The sequence below is a fragment of the Tepidiforma sp. genome (genome assembly GCF_034433535.1).
GTDB lineage: Bacteria > Chloroflexota > Dehalococcoidia > Tepidiformales > Tepidiformaceae > Tepidiforma.
Map to the genome: position 1 here is coordinate 1 of NZ_DAOUAO010000207.1, position 13,390 is coordinate 13,390.

At 69.7% G+C, this 13,390-nt stretch carries 16 protein-coding genes and 4 tRNA genes; 11 read left to right on the forward strand and 9 right to left on the reverse strand.

What is annotated here, in order from left to right:
• Positions 1-91 precede the first annotated feature (91 nt).
• The 6 genes from VAE46_RS10765 to VAE46_RS10790 all read left to right on the forward strand — a co-directional run bounded on the left by VAE46_RS10765 (position 92) and on the right by VAE46_RS10790 (position 2,387).
• The gene (locus tag VAE46_RS10765; protein ID WP_322796942.1) at positions 92-274 is read left to right on the forward strand and encodes a hypothetical protein; all 183 of its coding nucleotides are present in this window, start codon (positions 92-94) and stop codon (positions 272-274) included.
• A 57-nt stretch (positions 275-331) separates the two neighbouring features.
• Positions 332-407 (forward strand) — tRNA-Trp (locus tag VAE46_RS10770).
• 68 nt (positions 408-475) lie between these two features.
• A tRNA-Leu gene (locus VAE46_RS10775) sits at positions 476-561 on the forward strand.
• Positions 562-578: 17 nt separating this feature from the next.
• Positions 579-652 (forward strand) — tRNA-Cys (locus VAE46_RS10780).
• A gap of 126 nt (positions 653-778) precedes the next feature.
• The gene (locus VAE46_RS10785; RefSeq protein ID WP_322796943.1) at positions 779-1,960 is read left to right on the forward strand and encodes a thiolase family protein; all 1,182 of its coding nucleotides are present in this window, start codon (positions 779-781) and stop codon (positions 1,958-1,960) included.
• Between the two features lie 4 nt (positions 1,961-1,964).
• Positions 1,965-2,387 (forward strand): Zn-ribbon domain-containing OB-fold protein, encoded by a 423-nt coding sequence (locus VAE46_RS10790; RefSeq protein ID WP_322796944.1) that lies wholly within the window; start codon positions 1,965-1,967, stop codon positions 2,385-2,387.
• Here the strand turns inward: VAE46_RS10790 and VAE46_RS10795 are convergent.
• Entirely contained in the window at positions 2,384-3,922 is a 1,539-nt protein-coding gene (locus VAE46_RS10795; RefSeq protein ID WP_322796945.1) for a GMC family oxidoreductase, read from the reverse strand. The genes VAE46_RS10790 and VAE46_RS10795 overlap by 4 nt on opposite strands.
• A 104-nt stretch (positions 3,923-4,026) precedes the next feature.
• Between VAE46_RS10795 and VAE46_RS10800 the strand changes: the two genes are divergently transcribed.
• Together VAE46_RS10800 and VAE46_RS10805 are read left to right on the forward strand one after the other, a co-directional pair.
• Positions 4,027-4,725, forward strand: a complete 699-nt coding sequence (locus VAE46_RS10800) for an acetate--CoA ligase family protein (RefSeq protein WP_322796946.1) — start codon at positions 4,027-4,029, stop codon at positions 4,723-4,725.
• Positions 4,726-4,761: 36 nt separating this feature from the next.
• Positions 4,762-6,180 (forward strand): CoA-binding protein, encoded by a 1,419-nt coding sequence (locus VAE46_RS10805; protein WP_322796947.1) that lies wholly within the window; start codon positions 4,762-4,764, stop codon positions 6,178-6,180.
• Here VAE46_RS10805 and VAE46_RS10810 read toward each other — a convergent pair.
• The 3 genes from VAE46_RS10810 to VAE46_RS10820 form a co-directional block, all read right to left on the reverse strand.
• A complete protein-coding gene (locus tag VAE46_RS10810; protein WP_322796948.1) occupies positions 6,177-6,947 on the reverse strand; it encodes a response regulator transcription factor in 771 nt (256 codons plus the stop codon). The genes VAE46_RS10805 and VAE46_RS10810 overlap by 4 nt on opposite strands.
• Before the next feature lie 77 nt (positions 6,948-7,024).
• Positions 7,025-7,645 (reverse strand): Maf family protein, encoded by a 621-nt coding sequence (locus VAE46_RS10815; protein WP_322796949.1) that lies wholly within the window; start codon positions 7,643-7,645, stop codon positions 7,025-7,027.
• A complete protein-coding gene (locus tag VAE46_RS10820; RefSeq protein WP_322796950.1) occupies positions 7,642-8,850 on the reverse strand; it encodes a class I SAM-dependent RNA methyltransferase in 1,209 nt (402 codons plus the stop codon). The genes VAE46_RS10815 and VAE46_RS10820 overlap by 4 nt, the downstream gene beginning before the upstream one ends.
• Before the next feature lie 91 nt (positions 8,851-8,941).
• On the opposite strand from VAE46_RS10820, the gene VAE46_RS10825 reads away from it, so the two are divergent.
• Positions 8,942-9,018: transfer RNA gene (locus VAE46_RS10825), tRNA-Val, on the forward strand.
• 10 nt (positions 9,019-9,028) lie between these two features.
• On the opposite strand, the gene VAE46_RS10830 is transcribed toward VAE46_RS10825, so the two are convergent.
• Genes VAE46_RS10830 through VAE46_RS10840 form a run of 3 tightly spaced genes read right to left on the reverse strand, consistent with a single transcriptional unit; the run spans position 9,029 to position 10,621 of the window.
• Complete coding sequence (locus VAE46_RS10830; protein ID WP_322796951.1) at positions 9,029-9,583, reverse strand: hypothetical protein; 555 nt, start codon at positions 9,581-9,583, stop codon at positions 9,029-9,031.
• A gap of 55 nt (positions 9,584-9,638) precedes the next feature.
• Positions 9,639-10,265, reverse strand: a complete 627-nt coding sequence (locus tag VAE46_RS10835; RefSeq protein WP_322796952.1) for a hypothetical protein — start codon at positions 10,263-10,265, stop codon at positions 9,639-9,641.
• Entirely contained in the window at positions 10,262-10,621 is a 360-nt protein-coding gene (locus VAE46_RS10840) for a PadR family transcriptional regulator (RefSeq protein WP_322796953.1), read from the reverse strand. Before VAE46_RS10840 ends, VAE46_RS10835 begins: the two co-directional genes overlap by 4 nt.
• 81 nt (positions 10,622-10,702) lie before the next feature.
• Between VAE46_RS10840 and VAE46_RS10845 the strand changes: the two genes are divergently transcribed.
• Complete coding sequence (locus VAE46_RS10845) at positions 10,703-11,500, forward strand: hypothetical protein (protein ID WP_322796954.1); 798 nt, start codon at positions 10,703-10,705, stop codon at positions 11,498-11,500.
• A 38-nt stretch (positions 11,501-11,538) separates the two neighbouring features.
• A complete protein-coding gene (locus VAE46_RS10850) occupies positions 11,539-11,955 on the forward strand; it encodes a VOC family protein (protein WP_322796955.1) in 417 nt (138 codons plus the stop codon).
• On the opposite strand, the gene VAE46_RS10855 is transcribed toward VAE46_RS10850, so the two are convergent.
• Together VAE46_RS10855 and sucD are read right to left on the reverse strand one after the other, a co-directional pair.
• Positions 11,952-12,338: a hypothetical protein gene (locus VAE46_RS10855; RefSeq protein WP_322796956.1), complete on the reverse strand. Its 387-nt coding sequence runs from the start codon at positions 12,336-12,338 to the stop codon at positions 11,952-11,954. The two genes, VAE46_RS10850 and VAE46_RS10855, sit on opposite strands and share 4 nt — an antisense overlap.
• A 139-nt stretch (positions 12,339-12,477) precedes the next feature.
• Entirely contained in the window at positions 12,478-13,365 is an 888-nt protein-coding gene (gene sucD, locus VAE46_RS10860) for a succinate--CoA ligase subunit alpha (protein WP_322796957.1), read from the reverse strand.
• Between the last annotated feature and the right edge of the window lie 25 nt (positions 13,366-13,390).

The window sequence follows — 13,390 nt, forward strand, 5'->3', positions numbered from 1 at the left end:
AGTATAGGCGGGGGCGGGGTTGCGTCGGAGGGGGCGCGGGGATGCAGGCGGCGCCGCGGGCTGCCGATAGTGATGACAGGAGGGAATGACGGTGGACGAACGCTGGCTGGTTCGGCCGGGGTGGGCGCAGAAATCGGCGGAGGGGAAGATGTTTCGGCGGCTGGAGTGCGACCGCTGCGGGGCGTGGTTCCACTTTGGCGAAAGTCCGCGGGTGACGCGGGTGCCGCGCTGCCCGGTGTGCGGCTCGCTCTCGGCGCACCTGCCGGCGGCGTAGGAAGGCGGGGATGGGGGATTCCGCATTGGGCCGGCTTTGGTAGGATATGGGCTGAGCAGGGGTGTAGCTCAGTTGGTAGAGCATCGGCCTCCAAATCCGAGTGTCGCGGGTTCGAGTCCTGCCACCCCTGCCACGTTCTCCCGGTAGCCGGCCCTCATGCGCTTGCCGCAGGCCCGGGAGGGTTCGTACGATTGGCGCGTCGCCCAGGTGGTGGAATGGCAGACACGCTGTCTTGAGGGGGCAGTGCCGTTTTCGGCGTGTGAGTTCAAATCTCACCCTGGGCACCACTCATCCGCGCTCGACCGGCGCCATGGCCAAGTGGTAAGGCAGAGGTCTGCAAAACCTTCACCGCCGGTTCGAATCCGGCTGGCGCCTCCAGTACTTCTCTGACGGCCCCGTCCCGGGGCCGTTTTCACGCCCGGATGTGGTCGGAACGCCTCCCGGATCGTTCGCGCGAGGCAAACGGGCCGGCTAGGATGCCTCCATCTTGCGAAGGAGGGACGCATGGCTGGATTGCGCGGCAACGCGGCCATCGTGGGTATGGCCGAGTTCGCGCCGGTGCGCCGCCCCGACCGGACGTGGATGGGGCTGGAGGCGTACGCCGAGCTGGCGCGGCTGGCGCTCGAGGATGCCGGCTTCGAGCACGATGACGTGGATGCGCTGCTGACGGGCCACCTGGCCGATTCGGGCGGGCTGTTCGCCCCGGGTCACCTGACCGAGTACCTGGGCATCGCCTCGCACTTCTCCGAGGTGGTCGACCTGGGCGGGGCGACCGGCGCGGGGGCGGTGCTGCGGGCGGCGATGGCGATCGAAATGGGGCTGTGCGAAACGGCGCTCTGCATTGTGCACACGCTGCCGCGGCCGAAGAACCCGCGCGGCGGCGGGCCGACCTTCCGCATGGGCGCCTGGGGCTCACCGATGGGCGAGTTCGATTACCCGTTCGGGGCCGTGGGCCAGAACTACGCCTACGCGATGATCGCGAACCGGTACGCCTATGAGTATGGGCTGACCGATGCCCAGCGGGCGAAGGTGGCGGTGGATCAACGGACCAACGCGACGATGAACCCGAAAGCGGTGTTCCGCGACCCGATCGACATCGACGACGTGCTGAACTCGCCGGTGATCGTCGACCCGCTGCACATGCTCGAGATCGTGATGCCGTGCTTCGGCGGGGCGGCGGTGGTGGTGACCTCGCGCGAGAAGGCGCGGTCGGCGCGGCATCGGCCGGCCTACATCATCGGCGGGGGCGAAAACACCACCCACCTCTCGGTGACCTACGACCCGAGCTTCACGGATACCCCGATCAAAGCCGCGGCGGACCGCGCGTTCGCCATGGCGGGCGTGAAGCGCTCGGAAATCGACCTCGCTTCGCTGTATGACTGCTACACGATTACGGTGCTCCTGACGCTCGAAGATGCCGGCTTCTGCGGCAAGGGCGAGGCCGGGAAGTTCGTGGAGGAGCACGACCTGACGTACCGGGGCGATTTCCCGGTGAACACGCACGGCGGCCAGCTCAGCTTCGGGCAGGCCGGAATGGCCGGCGGCATGTCGCACATCACCGAGGCGTACCTGCAGCTCACCGGCAGGGCCGGCGATCGGCAGCTGCGGAAGTGCGACACCGTCTTCGTGCACGGGAACGGCGGCCTGATGAGCGAGCAGGTCTCGCTGATCCTGCGGGGGGAGTGACGCGATGCCGAAGTACCGCACGGGAATCGAACCGCTCCCGGTGCCGACGCCGGTTACGCAGCCGTTCTGGGAGGGCACCCGCCAGCACCGGCTGCTCATCCAGCGCTGCGACCGCGGCCACGTGTTCTTTTACGCCCGCTCGCACTGCCCGAAGTGCCTCTCCAACCGCCTCGAGTGGGTCGAAGCCTCGGGCCGCGGGACGCTCTACACGTACACCGTCGCCCGGCGGCCCACTTCGCCGGATTTCGAGGCCGATGTGCCGTTCGTCATCGCCGTGGTGGAGCTGGAAGAGGGCCCGCGGATGACGAGCCGGCTGGTGGAGGTGGACCCGGATGCGCTGCGCATCGGCATGCCGCTCGAGGTGGTGTTCGACGACGTCACCGACGAGGTGACGCTGCCGTACTTCCGGCCGGCGGGCGGCTCCTAGAGCCCGTACAGCTCCGGGCGGGTGCGCAGCCACTCGCCGACCATCTCGCCAATCATGATGGTGGTGAGATTGGTGTTGGCGCGGGGCACAGTCGGCATGATGGAGGCATCCGCGACCACGAGGGACTCGGCGCCGTGGACGCGGCCATACTGGTCGACCACGGCGTTCGGGTCCCCGGCAGGGCCCATGGGCGCGGTGGCGCAGGGGTGGTAGCCGCTGGCGGCCAGCCTGAGGATGAGGCGCTCGATGACCTCGTCGGAGAGGTCGCGGGAGAGGTCCGGGAAGATGACGCGGTCGACGAGCGCGGCGAGCGGACCGGTGGTGACGAAGGCGAGGGCGTCGCGGAAGCAGGCCGCGAGCCGCCGGCGGTCTTCCGGGTCCTCGCAGAAGCGGTTTTCAATCTGCGGCCGGGCGTGCGGGTCGGCCGAGGGAAGCCAGAGGCGCCCGGTGCCGTTGACCTGTTCGAGCACAGCCGCGACGGCGAAGGCATCGAGCGGGCCGCCGCGGGGCGAAAAGGAGAACGCCTCGACCTGGAGGTCGTTGCGGTGCGGGCTATCGGGCGCGGTATAGCGCAGGATGGTCTGGACGATGGGCTGGTCGGGGTCGAGGATGGACGGGTCTCTCACCGTGGCGACCACGGCAAGGGCGGGGTGGTCGCTCAGGCGGGTGCCGAGGCCGGGAGCATCGATGAGCGGGTCGATCCCGAGCCGGCGCAGCTCGGCCGCGGGGGCGATGCCGGAGCGGGTGAGGATGGCGGGCGAATGGATCGCGCCGGCAGAGAGCACGACCAGGCGGCCGCGAATGGGGTCGACCAGGCCGTCGCCTTCGACCTCGACACCGACGGCGCGCCGGCCTTCGAAGACGACGCGCCGCACGAGGGTGCGCGGGAGGATGCGGAGGTTCGGGCGCGCCCGTGCGGGGGCGAGGTAGCCGACCGCGGTGGAGATGCGCAGCCTGCCGACCTTGTTCATCGGGTGGGGGCCGGCGCCCCAGCCCGCCGGGTCGTTGGCGTCCTCGCAGCGGGGGTAGCCGAGGAGGTCGGCGGTTTCGAGCCAGGCGCGATGCACGTCGGTCAGCTCGTCGGCGGTGTAGCGGCGGATGGTGATCGGCCCGGCATCGCCGTGGTAGGGGCGTTCGCCAAAATCGAGGTCGCGCTCGAGACGGCAGAACGCCGGGAGAACGCGCTCCCAGGCCCATTCGGGGTTGCCGGCGGCAGCCCAGGCGTCGTAATCCTCGGGCATGCCGCGGAGGGCGATGGTGGTGTTGACCGCGCTGGAGCCGCCGGTCACCCGGCCGCGCGGGAACGGTCGGCTGGCACCCGAGGCGGTGGGCTGGTAGCTGAGGCCCCAGTCGTGGGCGGTGTAGGAGTTGTTGTGGCTGTTGACGAGGTCCCAGGGGAGGGCGGCGAGGTCGGGGTAATCGGGGCCGGCCTCAATGAGCAGGACGGAGCGGCGCGGGTCTTCGCTTGCGCGGGCGGCGATGACCGCACCTGCTGAGCCGGCGCCGACGACGATGACGTCGAAGGGTTCATGCATGCAGGACCTCCAGCGGAGGGGACTGTACCCTGCCGGCCGGTGGGATGCATGGGGGTGTTCCCGTACAATCCGGCCACAACGAACCAACAACAGGCGAGGCACGCATGAGTTTCGAATCGGTCCTTGCGCAGGCGCGCGCCGAGGGGCGCACCCTGCTGACGGAAGTGGAGGCCAAGTCGGTCCTGGCGGAGGCCGGCATCCCGGTGGCGATGACGACGCTGGCGCGAACCCGGGAGGAGGCCCAGGACGCGGCCGACCGGGCGGGCTACCCGGTGGTGCTGAAGATCGTTTCGCCCGATATCGCGCACAAGTCGGATGTGGGGGGCGTGAAGCTGAACCTTCGCGACCGGGAGGCCGTGGGGCAAGCGTTCGACGAGATCATCGAGAACGCGAAGAAGGCCGTGCCGGGCGCGCGCATCGCGGGCGTCGCCGTTCAGCACATGGCGCCGCAGGGCACCGAGGTCATCGTGGGCATGACGACGGACCCGCAGTTCGGGCCGGTGCTGATGTTCGGGCTCGGCGGGATCATGGTCGAAGTGCTGAAGGATGTCTCCTTCCGGCTGGTGCCGCTTGAGGAGAAGGACGCCCAGGCGATGATCGACGAGATCAAGGGCCGGCCGGTGCTCTCGGGGGTGCGCGGGCAGCCGCCTGCGGATATCGCAGCGCTGAAGCAGACCATCCTGAAGGTTTCGGAGTTCGTGCAGCAGCACCCGGAAGTACGGGAGCTCGACCTGAACCCGGTGGTTGCCTACCCGGACGGCGCGCTGGCGGTCGATGCGCGCATCGTGGTGAGCGAGAACTGACCAGCACGGCCGCGAGGCCGCCCGGAGGGTAGCAGGATGGCGGTTCGAGGGCACCGGCTCGACCGGATGATGAACCCGAAGGTCGTCGCGGTGATCGGCGACAAGGGGCCCGGCTACATGTGGCTGCACAACAACCTGCCGCTGCGCGAACGCGGCGGGCGGCTCTATTCGGTGCAGCTGGATGAGAAGGAGATCCCGGGCATCGAGGCGCTGGGGGTGCAGAACTTCCGCTCGGTGCTGGAGATCCCGGAACCGGTCGACTACGCGCTGGTGGCGGTGCCGCGGCAGGTTTCGCCGTATGTGCTAAAGGACCTGATCGCGGCGGGAGCAGGGGGCGCGGCGTTCTTCACCTCCGGCTTCGCGGAGACGGGGGAGGAGCTCGGCATCCGCCTGCAGGAGCAGCTGGCCCAGATGGCGCGGGAGGCGAACTTCAACCTCGTCGGGCCGAACTGCATGGGGCTGTACCTGCCGCGCGCGGGGGTGCGCTTCAACGCGGACGCTCCGGTGGGGGACGACGGGGAGATCGGGTTCCTGAGCCAGTCGGGGACGCACGGCATTATGTTCAGTCTCGTTTCAGCGGCGAACGGGCTGGGCATCAGCAAATGCGCGTCGTTCGGCAATGCGATCGTGCTCGACGTCTCGGACTACCTCGAGTACCTGATGCTCGACGATGAGACGAAGGTCATCGGCATGTACGTGGAGGGCGTGCGGGACGGCCGGCGGTTCTTCGCAACACTGCGGGAGGCGTGCCGCCGCAAGCCGGTGGTGGTCTGGAAGGGCGGCCAGACGGAGGCAGGCGCCCGGGCGACGATGTCGCACACGGGGTCGCTGGCAGCGCCGCAGGCGGTGTGGGACGGCATGATGCGCCAGTGCGGGGCGATCACGACCAACAACCTCGACGAGACCATCGACGTGATGAAGATGCTGCTGCGGGCGAAGCGGCCGCGCGGCGACGGGATGGCGCTGCTGGCGCAAACGGGCGGGCAATCGGTTTCGATGACGGACGCGTTCGCCAAGGCGGGCCTGCGGGTGCCGCGCTTCAGCGACGCGACGTACGCGGCGCTGGGCGAGTTTTTCAACATCGTTGGGGGCAGCTACCAGAACCCGCTCGATATGGCCGGCACCATCCAGGGCAACATGGAGACGCTCGACCGCATCCTGCGCATCGTGGACGCCGACCCGAACGTCGATGGGATGGCGATGGAGCTCTCGGCGATGTTCGCGGCGCGCCAGTGGAAGAAGCAGCCGGAATCGCTCGAGCGGACCATCGACACGCTGGCGCAGCATATCGCGCGCTCGGAGAAGCCGTTCGCGGCGGTCCTGCACCCGGCGCATGAGGCGGAGTACGTGGCGAGCATCCTGCCGAAGTTCCACGAGCGCGGGGTGCCGGTGTTCCCCAGCTTCGAGCGGGCGGCGGCAGCGTACCGGCGCGCGCTGGACTTCGCGCGGGGCTAGGCCAGGCCGCGGGCGTCTTCGCCGCCGGAGAGGTTGGCGAGACTGCGCTCTGCCTCGGAGACGCTCTCCAGCTTGACGATGCCCCGCTTGAGCGCGTAGCGAATGAGGTCGGTGCGGGAGCGGGCCTTGAGCTTCTCCATGATGTGCGACTTGTGGGCTTCGACCGTCTTGACGCTGACCACCAGCTGGTCGGCGATTTGCTGATTGGTGTGACCCTCGGCGATGAGCTGGAGGACTTCGCGCTCGCGGGGTGTGAGGGTATCGAGCGAGCTGCGCCGCCCGGAGCGGCGGGCCTGGAGCTGGAGCTCGGCGATATCGAAGCCCTCGGAGAGGGCGGCAGAGTAGTACTGGTTGCCGCGGTGGACGGTCTGGATGGCGAGGATGAGCTCGGAGACGTCGGAGTTCTTGACGAGGTACCCGGAGGCGCCGGCCTGGATGGCGCCGGTGATCTGCTCCTCATCGACGAAACCCGAGAGGATGACGACGCGGGTCGAAGGGGAGGCGCGGCGAACCTGGCGGGTGGCTTCGATGCCGTTGAGCCCGGGCATGACGACATCCATCAGGACGACGTCGGGCCTGAGGCGCTCGACCGCCTGGAGCGCTTCGCGGCCGTTCTCGCAGTCGGCCACGACTTCGATGTCGGGCGCCGACTCGAGCAGCATGCGAAGGCCCTGGCGGATGACTGCGTGGTCATCGACAAGGAGGACGCGGACCGGCCGTACCCCGCCCGCTGCACTCCCCCGCGACAGCGAGCGCTGATTGCTCATGCAAGTACTCCCCCGGGGGTGAACGGCTCCCCGGCAAGCAGCGTCAGTCTACTCTGTCCGATTTTTTTGCCAAGGGTTCAGGCCGAGGGCCGGGCGGGACATCGGCCGCAGCGTTCGAAGGTTGCGGACGGCATGCGGGGATTGCAGCCGAACATGTCGAGCAGCCGGTAGAGGGTCCAGAGGGGGAGGCCGACCACCGCGCAGTAGCAGCCGTCGAGGCGCTCGACGGGGCGGACGTCGTCGTGCTGGATGGCGTAGCCGCCGGCCTTGTCGAGCGTGCGGCCGGAGGCGGCGTACGCCTCGACCTGGTCATCAGCCAGGGGCGCGATGTGGACGGCCGAGACCTCGTGGTCGATGGCTGAGCCTTCCGGGGCGACGACCGCGACCGCGGTGACCACCTGGTGCGGGCGGCCGCGGAGCTCGCGCAGCATGGCGGCGGCCTCTGCGGTGTCGGCGGGTTTGCCGTAGAGCCGGAGGCCGCGAAAGACGACGGTATCCGAGCCGATGACCACCGCATCGGGGAAGCGGTCGGCGACAGCCTGGGCCTTCGCGTAGGCGAGCTGGCGGGCGCAATCAACGGCGTCGCCGGCGAGCTGTTCCTCGATGTCGGCGGCATCGATGATGACGTCATCGAGCAGTGCGGCGAGCAGCTCGCGGCGCCGCGGCGAGGCGGAGGCGAGGACGACCTTCCGGCTCACGGTCCGGCCCATTCGAGGCGGCTCACGCATTCGATGTGGCCAGTCTGGGGGAACATGTCGAGCGGCGTGACCCAGTCCAGGCGGTAGCCGCCGTCGACCAGGACGCGAAGGTCGCGCGCGAGGGTCGCGGGATTGCAGGAGACGTAGACCACGACCGATGGGCGGAAGCGGACGAGCGCATCGAGCACGGGCGGGGCGCAGCCGGGGCGCGGGGGGTCGAGGACGACGGCGTCGGGGTGGTCTTCGAACGCGGGCAGCAGGTGTTCGACCTTGCCGATGTGGATGCGGGCGTTGGGCACCGGCTTGAGGTTCACCTTTGCGTCCCGCGCGGCGCTGTCGGACTCCTCGATGGCAATCACCCGGTGGAAGCGGTCGGCGAAGATGCGGGCGAAGGTGCCGACCCCGGCGAAGGCATCGACGAGGAGGCGTCCCCGCGGCGGCAGGGCTTCACCGACGAGCCGGGCCATCTGTTCGGCCTGGGCGGCGTTGACCTGGAAGAAGGCGGAGGCGCTGACGACGAAGTCGTGCCCGGCCAGGCGTTCGAGGTAGCTCTTCTGGCCGGTGGGAAAGGGCACACCGGGGACCTCGGGGTTCACCAGGAACGACCCCGTGGCGGCGGAGTGGCGGACCTGGACCTGGTGGAGGCCGGCGCCGTGCCCCTGGAGCTGCGGCAGGATCTCGTTCACCCAGGGGTCGGCGATGGGGCACGATTCGACCTTGAGCAGGCCGTGCCCGCGCCGGGAGATGAAGCCGACATCGCCGAACTTGCGGCCGGCGGAGAAGCGGAGGTGGTTGCGGTAGCCCCACTGGTTCTCGGCGCCGACGATGGGGCGGACGACGGCATCATCGAGCCCGCCGATGCGGCGCAGCTGTTCGCGGACCACGAGTTCCTTGGCGCGCAGCTGAGCCTCGTAGGTGAGGTGCTGAAGCTGGCAGCCGCCGCACTCGCCGAAGAGCGGGCAGCGCGGCTCGACCCGGTCCGGCGACGGTTCGAGGACGCGGGTGACCACCGCCTCGAGGTAATCGGGGTATTCGCGCTCGACCGCGGCCTCGACAAGCTCGCCCGGGGCCGCGAACCAGAGGAACACGACCCGGCCGTCGGGCGCGTGGGAGAGGCTGGCCCCGCCGAAGACGATATCCCCGGCGCGGAGCTGCAGCGTTTGTGCTTCCGCGGGGGCGATCCAGCGGCGACCGCGTCGTGGCATAGCTTCAGGGTAGAAGGCGGCGGGGCATGGGGCGAGCGGGCCGGGCCGGCTGGCACGCAGGGGGCGAGGGGAGTATGCTGTGGAGCAGCGTGGGCGGTTAGCTCAGATGGTTAGAGCGCTGCGTTGACATCGCAGAGGTCACTGGTTCGAATCCAGTATCGCCCACCAGCTCCCACGCTCACGACGCCGGCGCCAGGGGTGCCGGCGTTTTGCGTTGCGGGGCGACGAGGAGGCGGTTGGGAATGGCGAAGCCGACGAGCAGAGCAAGGTAGAGCACGGCAGCGGCGGGTCCGTGATGGTTGAGTATCGCCAGGGCGAAGAGCGCGCCCGTGCCCGCACCGAGGCCGGCAGCCGCCCAGCGAAGGAGTCGCGGCCATCCGGTACGCAGGCGAGAGATGGGAACCAGCAAAGACGGCAGGAAGAAGAGCATGAACGGCCCCAGCAGGAGGAAGGGGAGCCCCGCCGCCCCGCGCTGAACGAGACCGCGCCGCGTCGACCCGCTGTGCCGCCACCAGAGGGCGAGACCCGTGAGGGTGCCCATCCCCGTGAACACCAGGAGCACGAGGAGCGTCCCCGGGATGGTAAAGCGCGGGTCCTCGGTGACGGTGCGCATCCAGACGCGGGCGGTGATGCCGGCTGCAAGTCCCGAGATCGCGCCGAACCAGAGATAGCGCCGACGGGCAGCATGGGCGGGCGCAGCAAAGGGGTCGAGCCATGCCAGGAACGATCGCATGAAATTCCTCCTCGTGAGATTGACGGGAGGAATTTACAGGAAGATATCTTCCGTTTCAAGCGTTCCCGGCTGTTCTCGGCCTCCCGGCGACGACAACCCGGACCAGCGCCTGCCCGGTCGCGGCGAGTGCGAGGGGAACCGCCACCACGGTTGCGACAAGGGCGAGGCCCAGCGGAAGCGCTCCTGCCGCGAGGATGAGGGCACCCGTTCGCGGCCTGCGGCCACCGTAGCGCCAGCCGGCGACCACCAGCGCCGCGGCGAGGAGCGCCCAGGGCGCCACGATGCGAAACCAGGGCGGGTCGGGCTCGGCCTGGAGCGCAGCAGCCCCGATGAGGAGCGCCACAAGCACGTAGAAGGCGGCGAGGAGCGGCGGGGCGACGGCGAGCGCCGCGCCAGCGAGGCGGAGCAGCAGCTCTGCAGGCCGAGCGATGATCACGGCCGCAGCGTGGAGGTATCCGCGGGGAGCGGACTGTTCCAGGCGCCAGGAGAGGTCGGCAGGCACGCCGAGGAGGCACCGAAGCAGCAAGGTGGCGCTGCCTGCGAAGCCCGGCGTGACGCGGAGGTGCTCGAAGCAGTCCGACTCGAGTTCGGCGAGACGCTCGGCGCGGGCGGCGCCGTCCAGGCCCGCCGTGTAGCAGCGCGCCCAGGCGAGGACGACGGCCCGGGCGAACGAGGCGTTCATGGCGCGGTCCCCGGGGCGTCAAGGCGCTGGCTCGCCGGCGGGAGGGCCGTGTGTGCGGCATCGGCCAGGGCCTGCTGACCTTCCGCGGTGATGCGGTAGAGGCGGCGGCGGGGTCGTCCCTCTGCCTCAGCGGCGGCGGGGTCTTCCCACGACGCGACGAGGAGGCCCCGGCTGCGGAGACGGTCAAGCGCCTTGTAGAGCGTGCCGTGGGCGAGGAGCGCGGCACCGCCCACGGAGCGGATGGCCGCGGCAGCCTGGTAGCCGTAGAACTCGGGGGCGCCGGACCGGGAGCAGTCAGCGGCGAGCTGGAGGATTTCCAGCTCGAGCGGCAGCAGGGCTCCGGGTTTTCGGCGCATGCCCGGCATGTTGCGGAAGATAGCTTCCGATGTCAACGCAAGAGCGGGAGCGTGAGCGCGGCGGGCGGTACACTCTGGGCCATGCAGAGGGTCATTCGCTGGATGTTCGCAGTTGTCGCCACGGCGGCCGTACTGGCCGGAGCCGGAGTTGGCCGCGGGAGCTCCGCCTCCGCAGGCGACGACCCGGTCTCGGTGGTCATCGAACCGCAGCTTGATGGCAGCCAGTTCGTCACCGTGGTTTTCCACGCACTCGACCGGGACGGGTTCTGCCAGCCGCCGGCGGGGGCGGTGAGCCTCCACACGGTCCTCGATATGCCGGCCGACTTCATCATCGAGGCTGGCGACGGCGTCATCATCGAGACGAGCTCGGGGCCGCTGCCGGGCGCCCGGAGCGCGGTCGGGGTGCGCACCTTTTCGACCGCCGCGAATGCAGCCGCGGGGAGCCCTCGCCGGGCGTTCCCGCCGCTCCTGGACGGCGTGACCGACGAGTGCCAGGCGTGGGTGCGCATCTCGCAGAGCATCCCCGGGCCGCTGCGCGTGCTGGTGTTCGCGCCGGGCGATGGCGGCGGGCAGGTGGGCTTCGTGGTCGAAGCCGGGCGGGAGACTGCGAACACCGTTCCGCTTGGCTTCCGCTGGACGCTGGTGACCTGGACCGGGGCGGACCAGGCACCGATCGCCGCGGCACTGGCCGGGGTGCGGGGGGCGAACGTGACGGCCATCTATGGCTGGGATGCAGCGTCGCAGAGCTGGCTGGCCTACTTCCCCGCCGGCGCCGGGGTGCCGGGGGCGAACACGCTGACGGTGCTCGAACAGGGAATGGCGTACTGGGTGGCGGTCGATGGCGCGGGCGGCAGGTGGGAGATGCCATCGGGACGGTAGGGCGTTAGACTTCAGCGACCACGGTAAGGAGGTGGGGCATGCCAGGGTGGGGAGCCATCCCGGCGCTGCGGGTCGTGGACCTCGCGGCTTCGCTGGGGTTCTATCGCGATGTGCTCGGGTTCACGGTCCGGCAGGGAAGCGCCGATGACGGGCATGTCTCGCTGACCTTTGGCGATGGACACCTGATGCTCGAGCGGCCGGCGCCGTTCTACTCACCGGCCTACAACGCCGCGATTCAGCGGCGAATGGGGCAGGCGGGGCCGACCGCCGTCTATTTCGAGGCGGACGACCTCGGTGCGCTGTGGCGGCGGGTTTGCGAACATGGCGCGCCGGTGATCGATGAGCTGGCGGCACGCCCGTGGGGCCAGACCGAGTTTACGGTGGAAGACCCCGACGGCAATTGGCTGACGTTCTGGCAATCGCTGGGCGCAGCGGAGAAGGCCGGTGGAGCCTAGTCGAGCGCCTGGGGCGTGGAGAGCTGTGAGAAGGCGAAGGCGGCCTCGTCGCTGGCGACGCGGCGGGCTTCGCGGGCGAATTCGGCGATGCGGCGAGGGTCGGCCAGCGCGGCATCGCCGCCCTTGAGCAGCTTCCACGCTTCGATGAGCAGGGCGCGCAGCTCGCCTTCGATGCGCCGGGCGGCAGGGTAGAGGGCCGGGTCCACGAACGACTGGGCCGGGTCGAGTTCGCGGGCAAGGGTATCGAGGCGGAACTCGAGGGCGAGCGCGCAATCGCGGATGGCGTTGCGGGTAGCGCGGGATGTGCGGGCGCGTTCGAGCCGGTCGGCGGCACCGAGAAGCGAATCGACGATGCGCGGGGTGGAGGCGTCACGTACAGCCATCACGGCTCCCCCGGGGAAGCTTCCCCTCCGGGCGTGATGCTAGCAACAACGGGCGCCGCCTGAGCGGTTCAGGCGGCGCCGGGCCGCGAAATGTAACAAAGCTGGAACATGGTCGCCCTGGCCGGGCGGCAGCGCGGGTTCAGCGGAGCAGGCCACGCTCGCTGAGGACGCGTTTCATCGTGCTGCCGATATCGGCCGGGGAATCGGAGACGACGGCGCCGGCCGCGCGAAGGGCGGCCTTTTTGTTTTCGGCCTTGCCATCTTCGCCGGAGATGATGGCGCCGGCGTGGCCCATGCGGCGGCCGGGAGGCGCGGTGGCGCCGGCGATGAAGGCCACCACGGGCTTTTTCACGTGCTCTTTGATGTAGGCGGCGGCCTCCTGCTCGGCGGAGCCGCCGATTTCGCCAACGAGGACGATGGCGTCGGTATCCGGGTCTTCATTGAGCATGCGGACGGCTTCGGCTTGGCGGGTGCCGATGATGGGGTCGCCGCCGACGCCGATGCAGGTGCTCTGGCCGATGCCCTCGGCGGTGAGCTGGGCCACCACTTCGTAGACGAGGGTGCCGGAGCGGGAGACCACGCCCACCCGCCCGGGGGTGAAGACATCGCCGGGCATGATACCGACGCGGGTGCGGGTGCCGGGGGTGATGACGCCGGGGCAGTTCGGGCCGATCAGGATGCTCTGGCTGGTCTGGAGGGCCGCCTTGACGCGGACCATGTCGAGCACGGGGATGCCTTCGGTAATGCAGACGATGAGCGGGATCTTCGCCGCGGCGGCCTCGAGGATAGCATCGGCAGCGCCGGGTGCCGGGACGAAGATGATGCTGACGTTGGCGCCGGTCTCGCGGACGGCCTGGTCGACTGTGGTGAAAATTGGCACCCCGTCCTGCTGTTCGCCGCCGCGCTTGGGGTGGATGGCGGCAACCACGTTGGTGCCGTAGGCGATCGAGCGGCGCATGTGGTTGGCGCCTTCGGTGCCGATGCCCTGCACGAGCAGACGGGTGTTCTTATCGACGAGCACTGCCATGTGGCGAATCCCGGGAAAGGCGATT

Excerpts from the sequence above, each read along its gene's own strand:
- sucD (WP_322796957.1), bottom strand. The coding sequence starts at position 13,365 with ATGGCAGTGCTCGTCGATAAGAACACCCGTCTGCTCGTGCAGGGCATC.
- VAE46_RS10835 (WP_322796952.1), bottom strand. The coding sequence starts at position 10,265 with ATGAACGCCTCGTTCGCCCGGGCCGTCGTCCTCGCCTGGGCGCGCTGC.
- VAE46_RS10795 (WP_322796945.1), bottom strand. The coding sequence starts at position 3,922 with ATGCATGAACCCTTCGACGTCATCGTCGTCGGCGCCGGCTCAGCAGGT.
- VAE46_RS10850 (WP_322796955.1), top strand. The coding sequence starts at position 11,539 with ATGCCAGGGTGGGGAGCCATCCCGGCGCTGCGGGTCGTGGACCTCGCG.
- VAE46_RS10845 (WP_322796954.1), top strand. The coding sequence starts at position 10,703 with ATGCAGAGGGTCATTCGCTGGATGTTCGCAGTTGTCGCCACGGCGGCC.
- VAE46_RS10790 (WP_322796944.1), top strand. The coding sequence starts at position 1,965 with ATGCCGAAGTACCGCACGGGAATCGAACCGCTCCCGGTGCCGACGCCG.
- VAE46_RS10805 (WP_322796947.1), top strand. The coding sequence starts at position 4,762 with ATGGCGGTTCGAGGGCACCGGCTCGACCGGATGATGAACCCGAAGGTC.
- VAE46_RS10840 (WP_322796953.1), bottom strand. The coding sequence starts at position 10,621 with ATGCGCCGAAAACCCGGAGCCCTGCTGCCGCTCGAGCTGGAAATCCTC.
- VAE46_RS10800 (WP_322796946.1), top strand. The coding sequence starts at position 4,027 with ATGAGTTTCGAATCGGTCCTTGCGCAGGCGCGCGCCGAGGGGCGCACC.
- VAE46_RS10830 (WP_322796951.1), bottom strand. The coding sequence starts at position 9,583 with ATGCGATCGTTCCTGGCATGGCTCGACCCCTTTGCTGCGCCCGCCCAT.
- VAE46_RS10810 (WP_322796948.1), bottom strand. The coding sequence starts at position 6,947 with ATGAGCAATCAGCGCTCGCTGTCGCGGGGGAGTGCAGCGGGCGGGGTA.
- VAE46_RS10785 (WP_322796943.1), top strand. The coding sequence starts at position 779 with ATGGCTGGATTGCGCGGCAACGCGGCCATCGTGGGTATGGCCGAGTTC.
- VAE46_RS10855 (WP_322796956.1), bottom strand. The coding sequence starts at position 12,338 with ATGGCTGTACGTGACGCCTCCACCCCGCGCATCGTCGATTCGCTTCTC.
- VAE46_RS10820 (WP_322796950.1), bottom strand. The coding sequence starts at position 8,850 with ATGCCACGACGCGGTCGCCGCTGGATCGCCCCCGCGGAAGCACAAACG.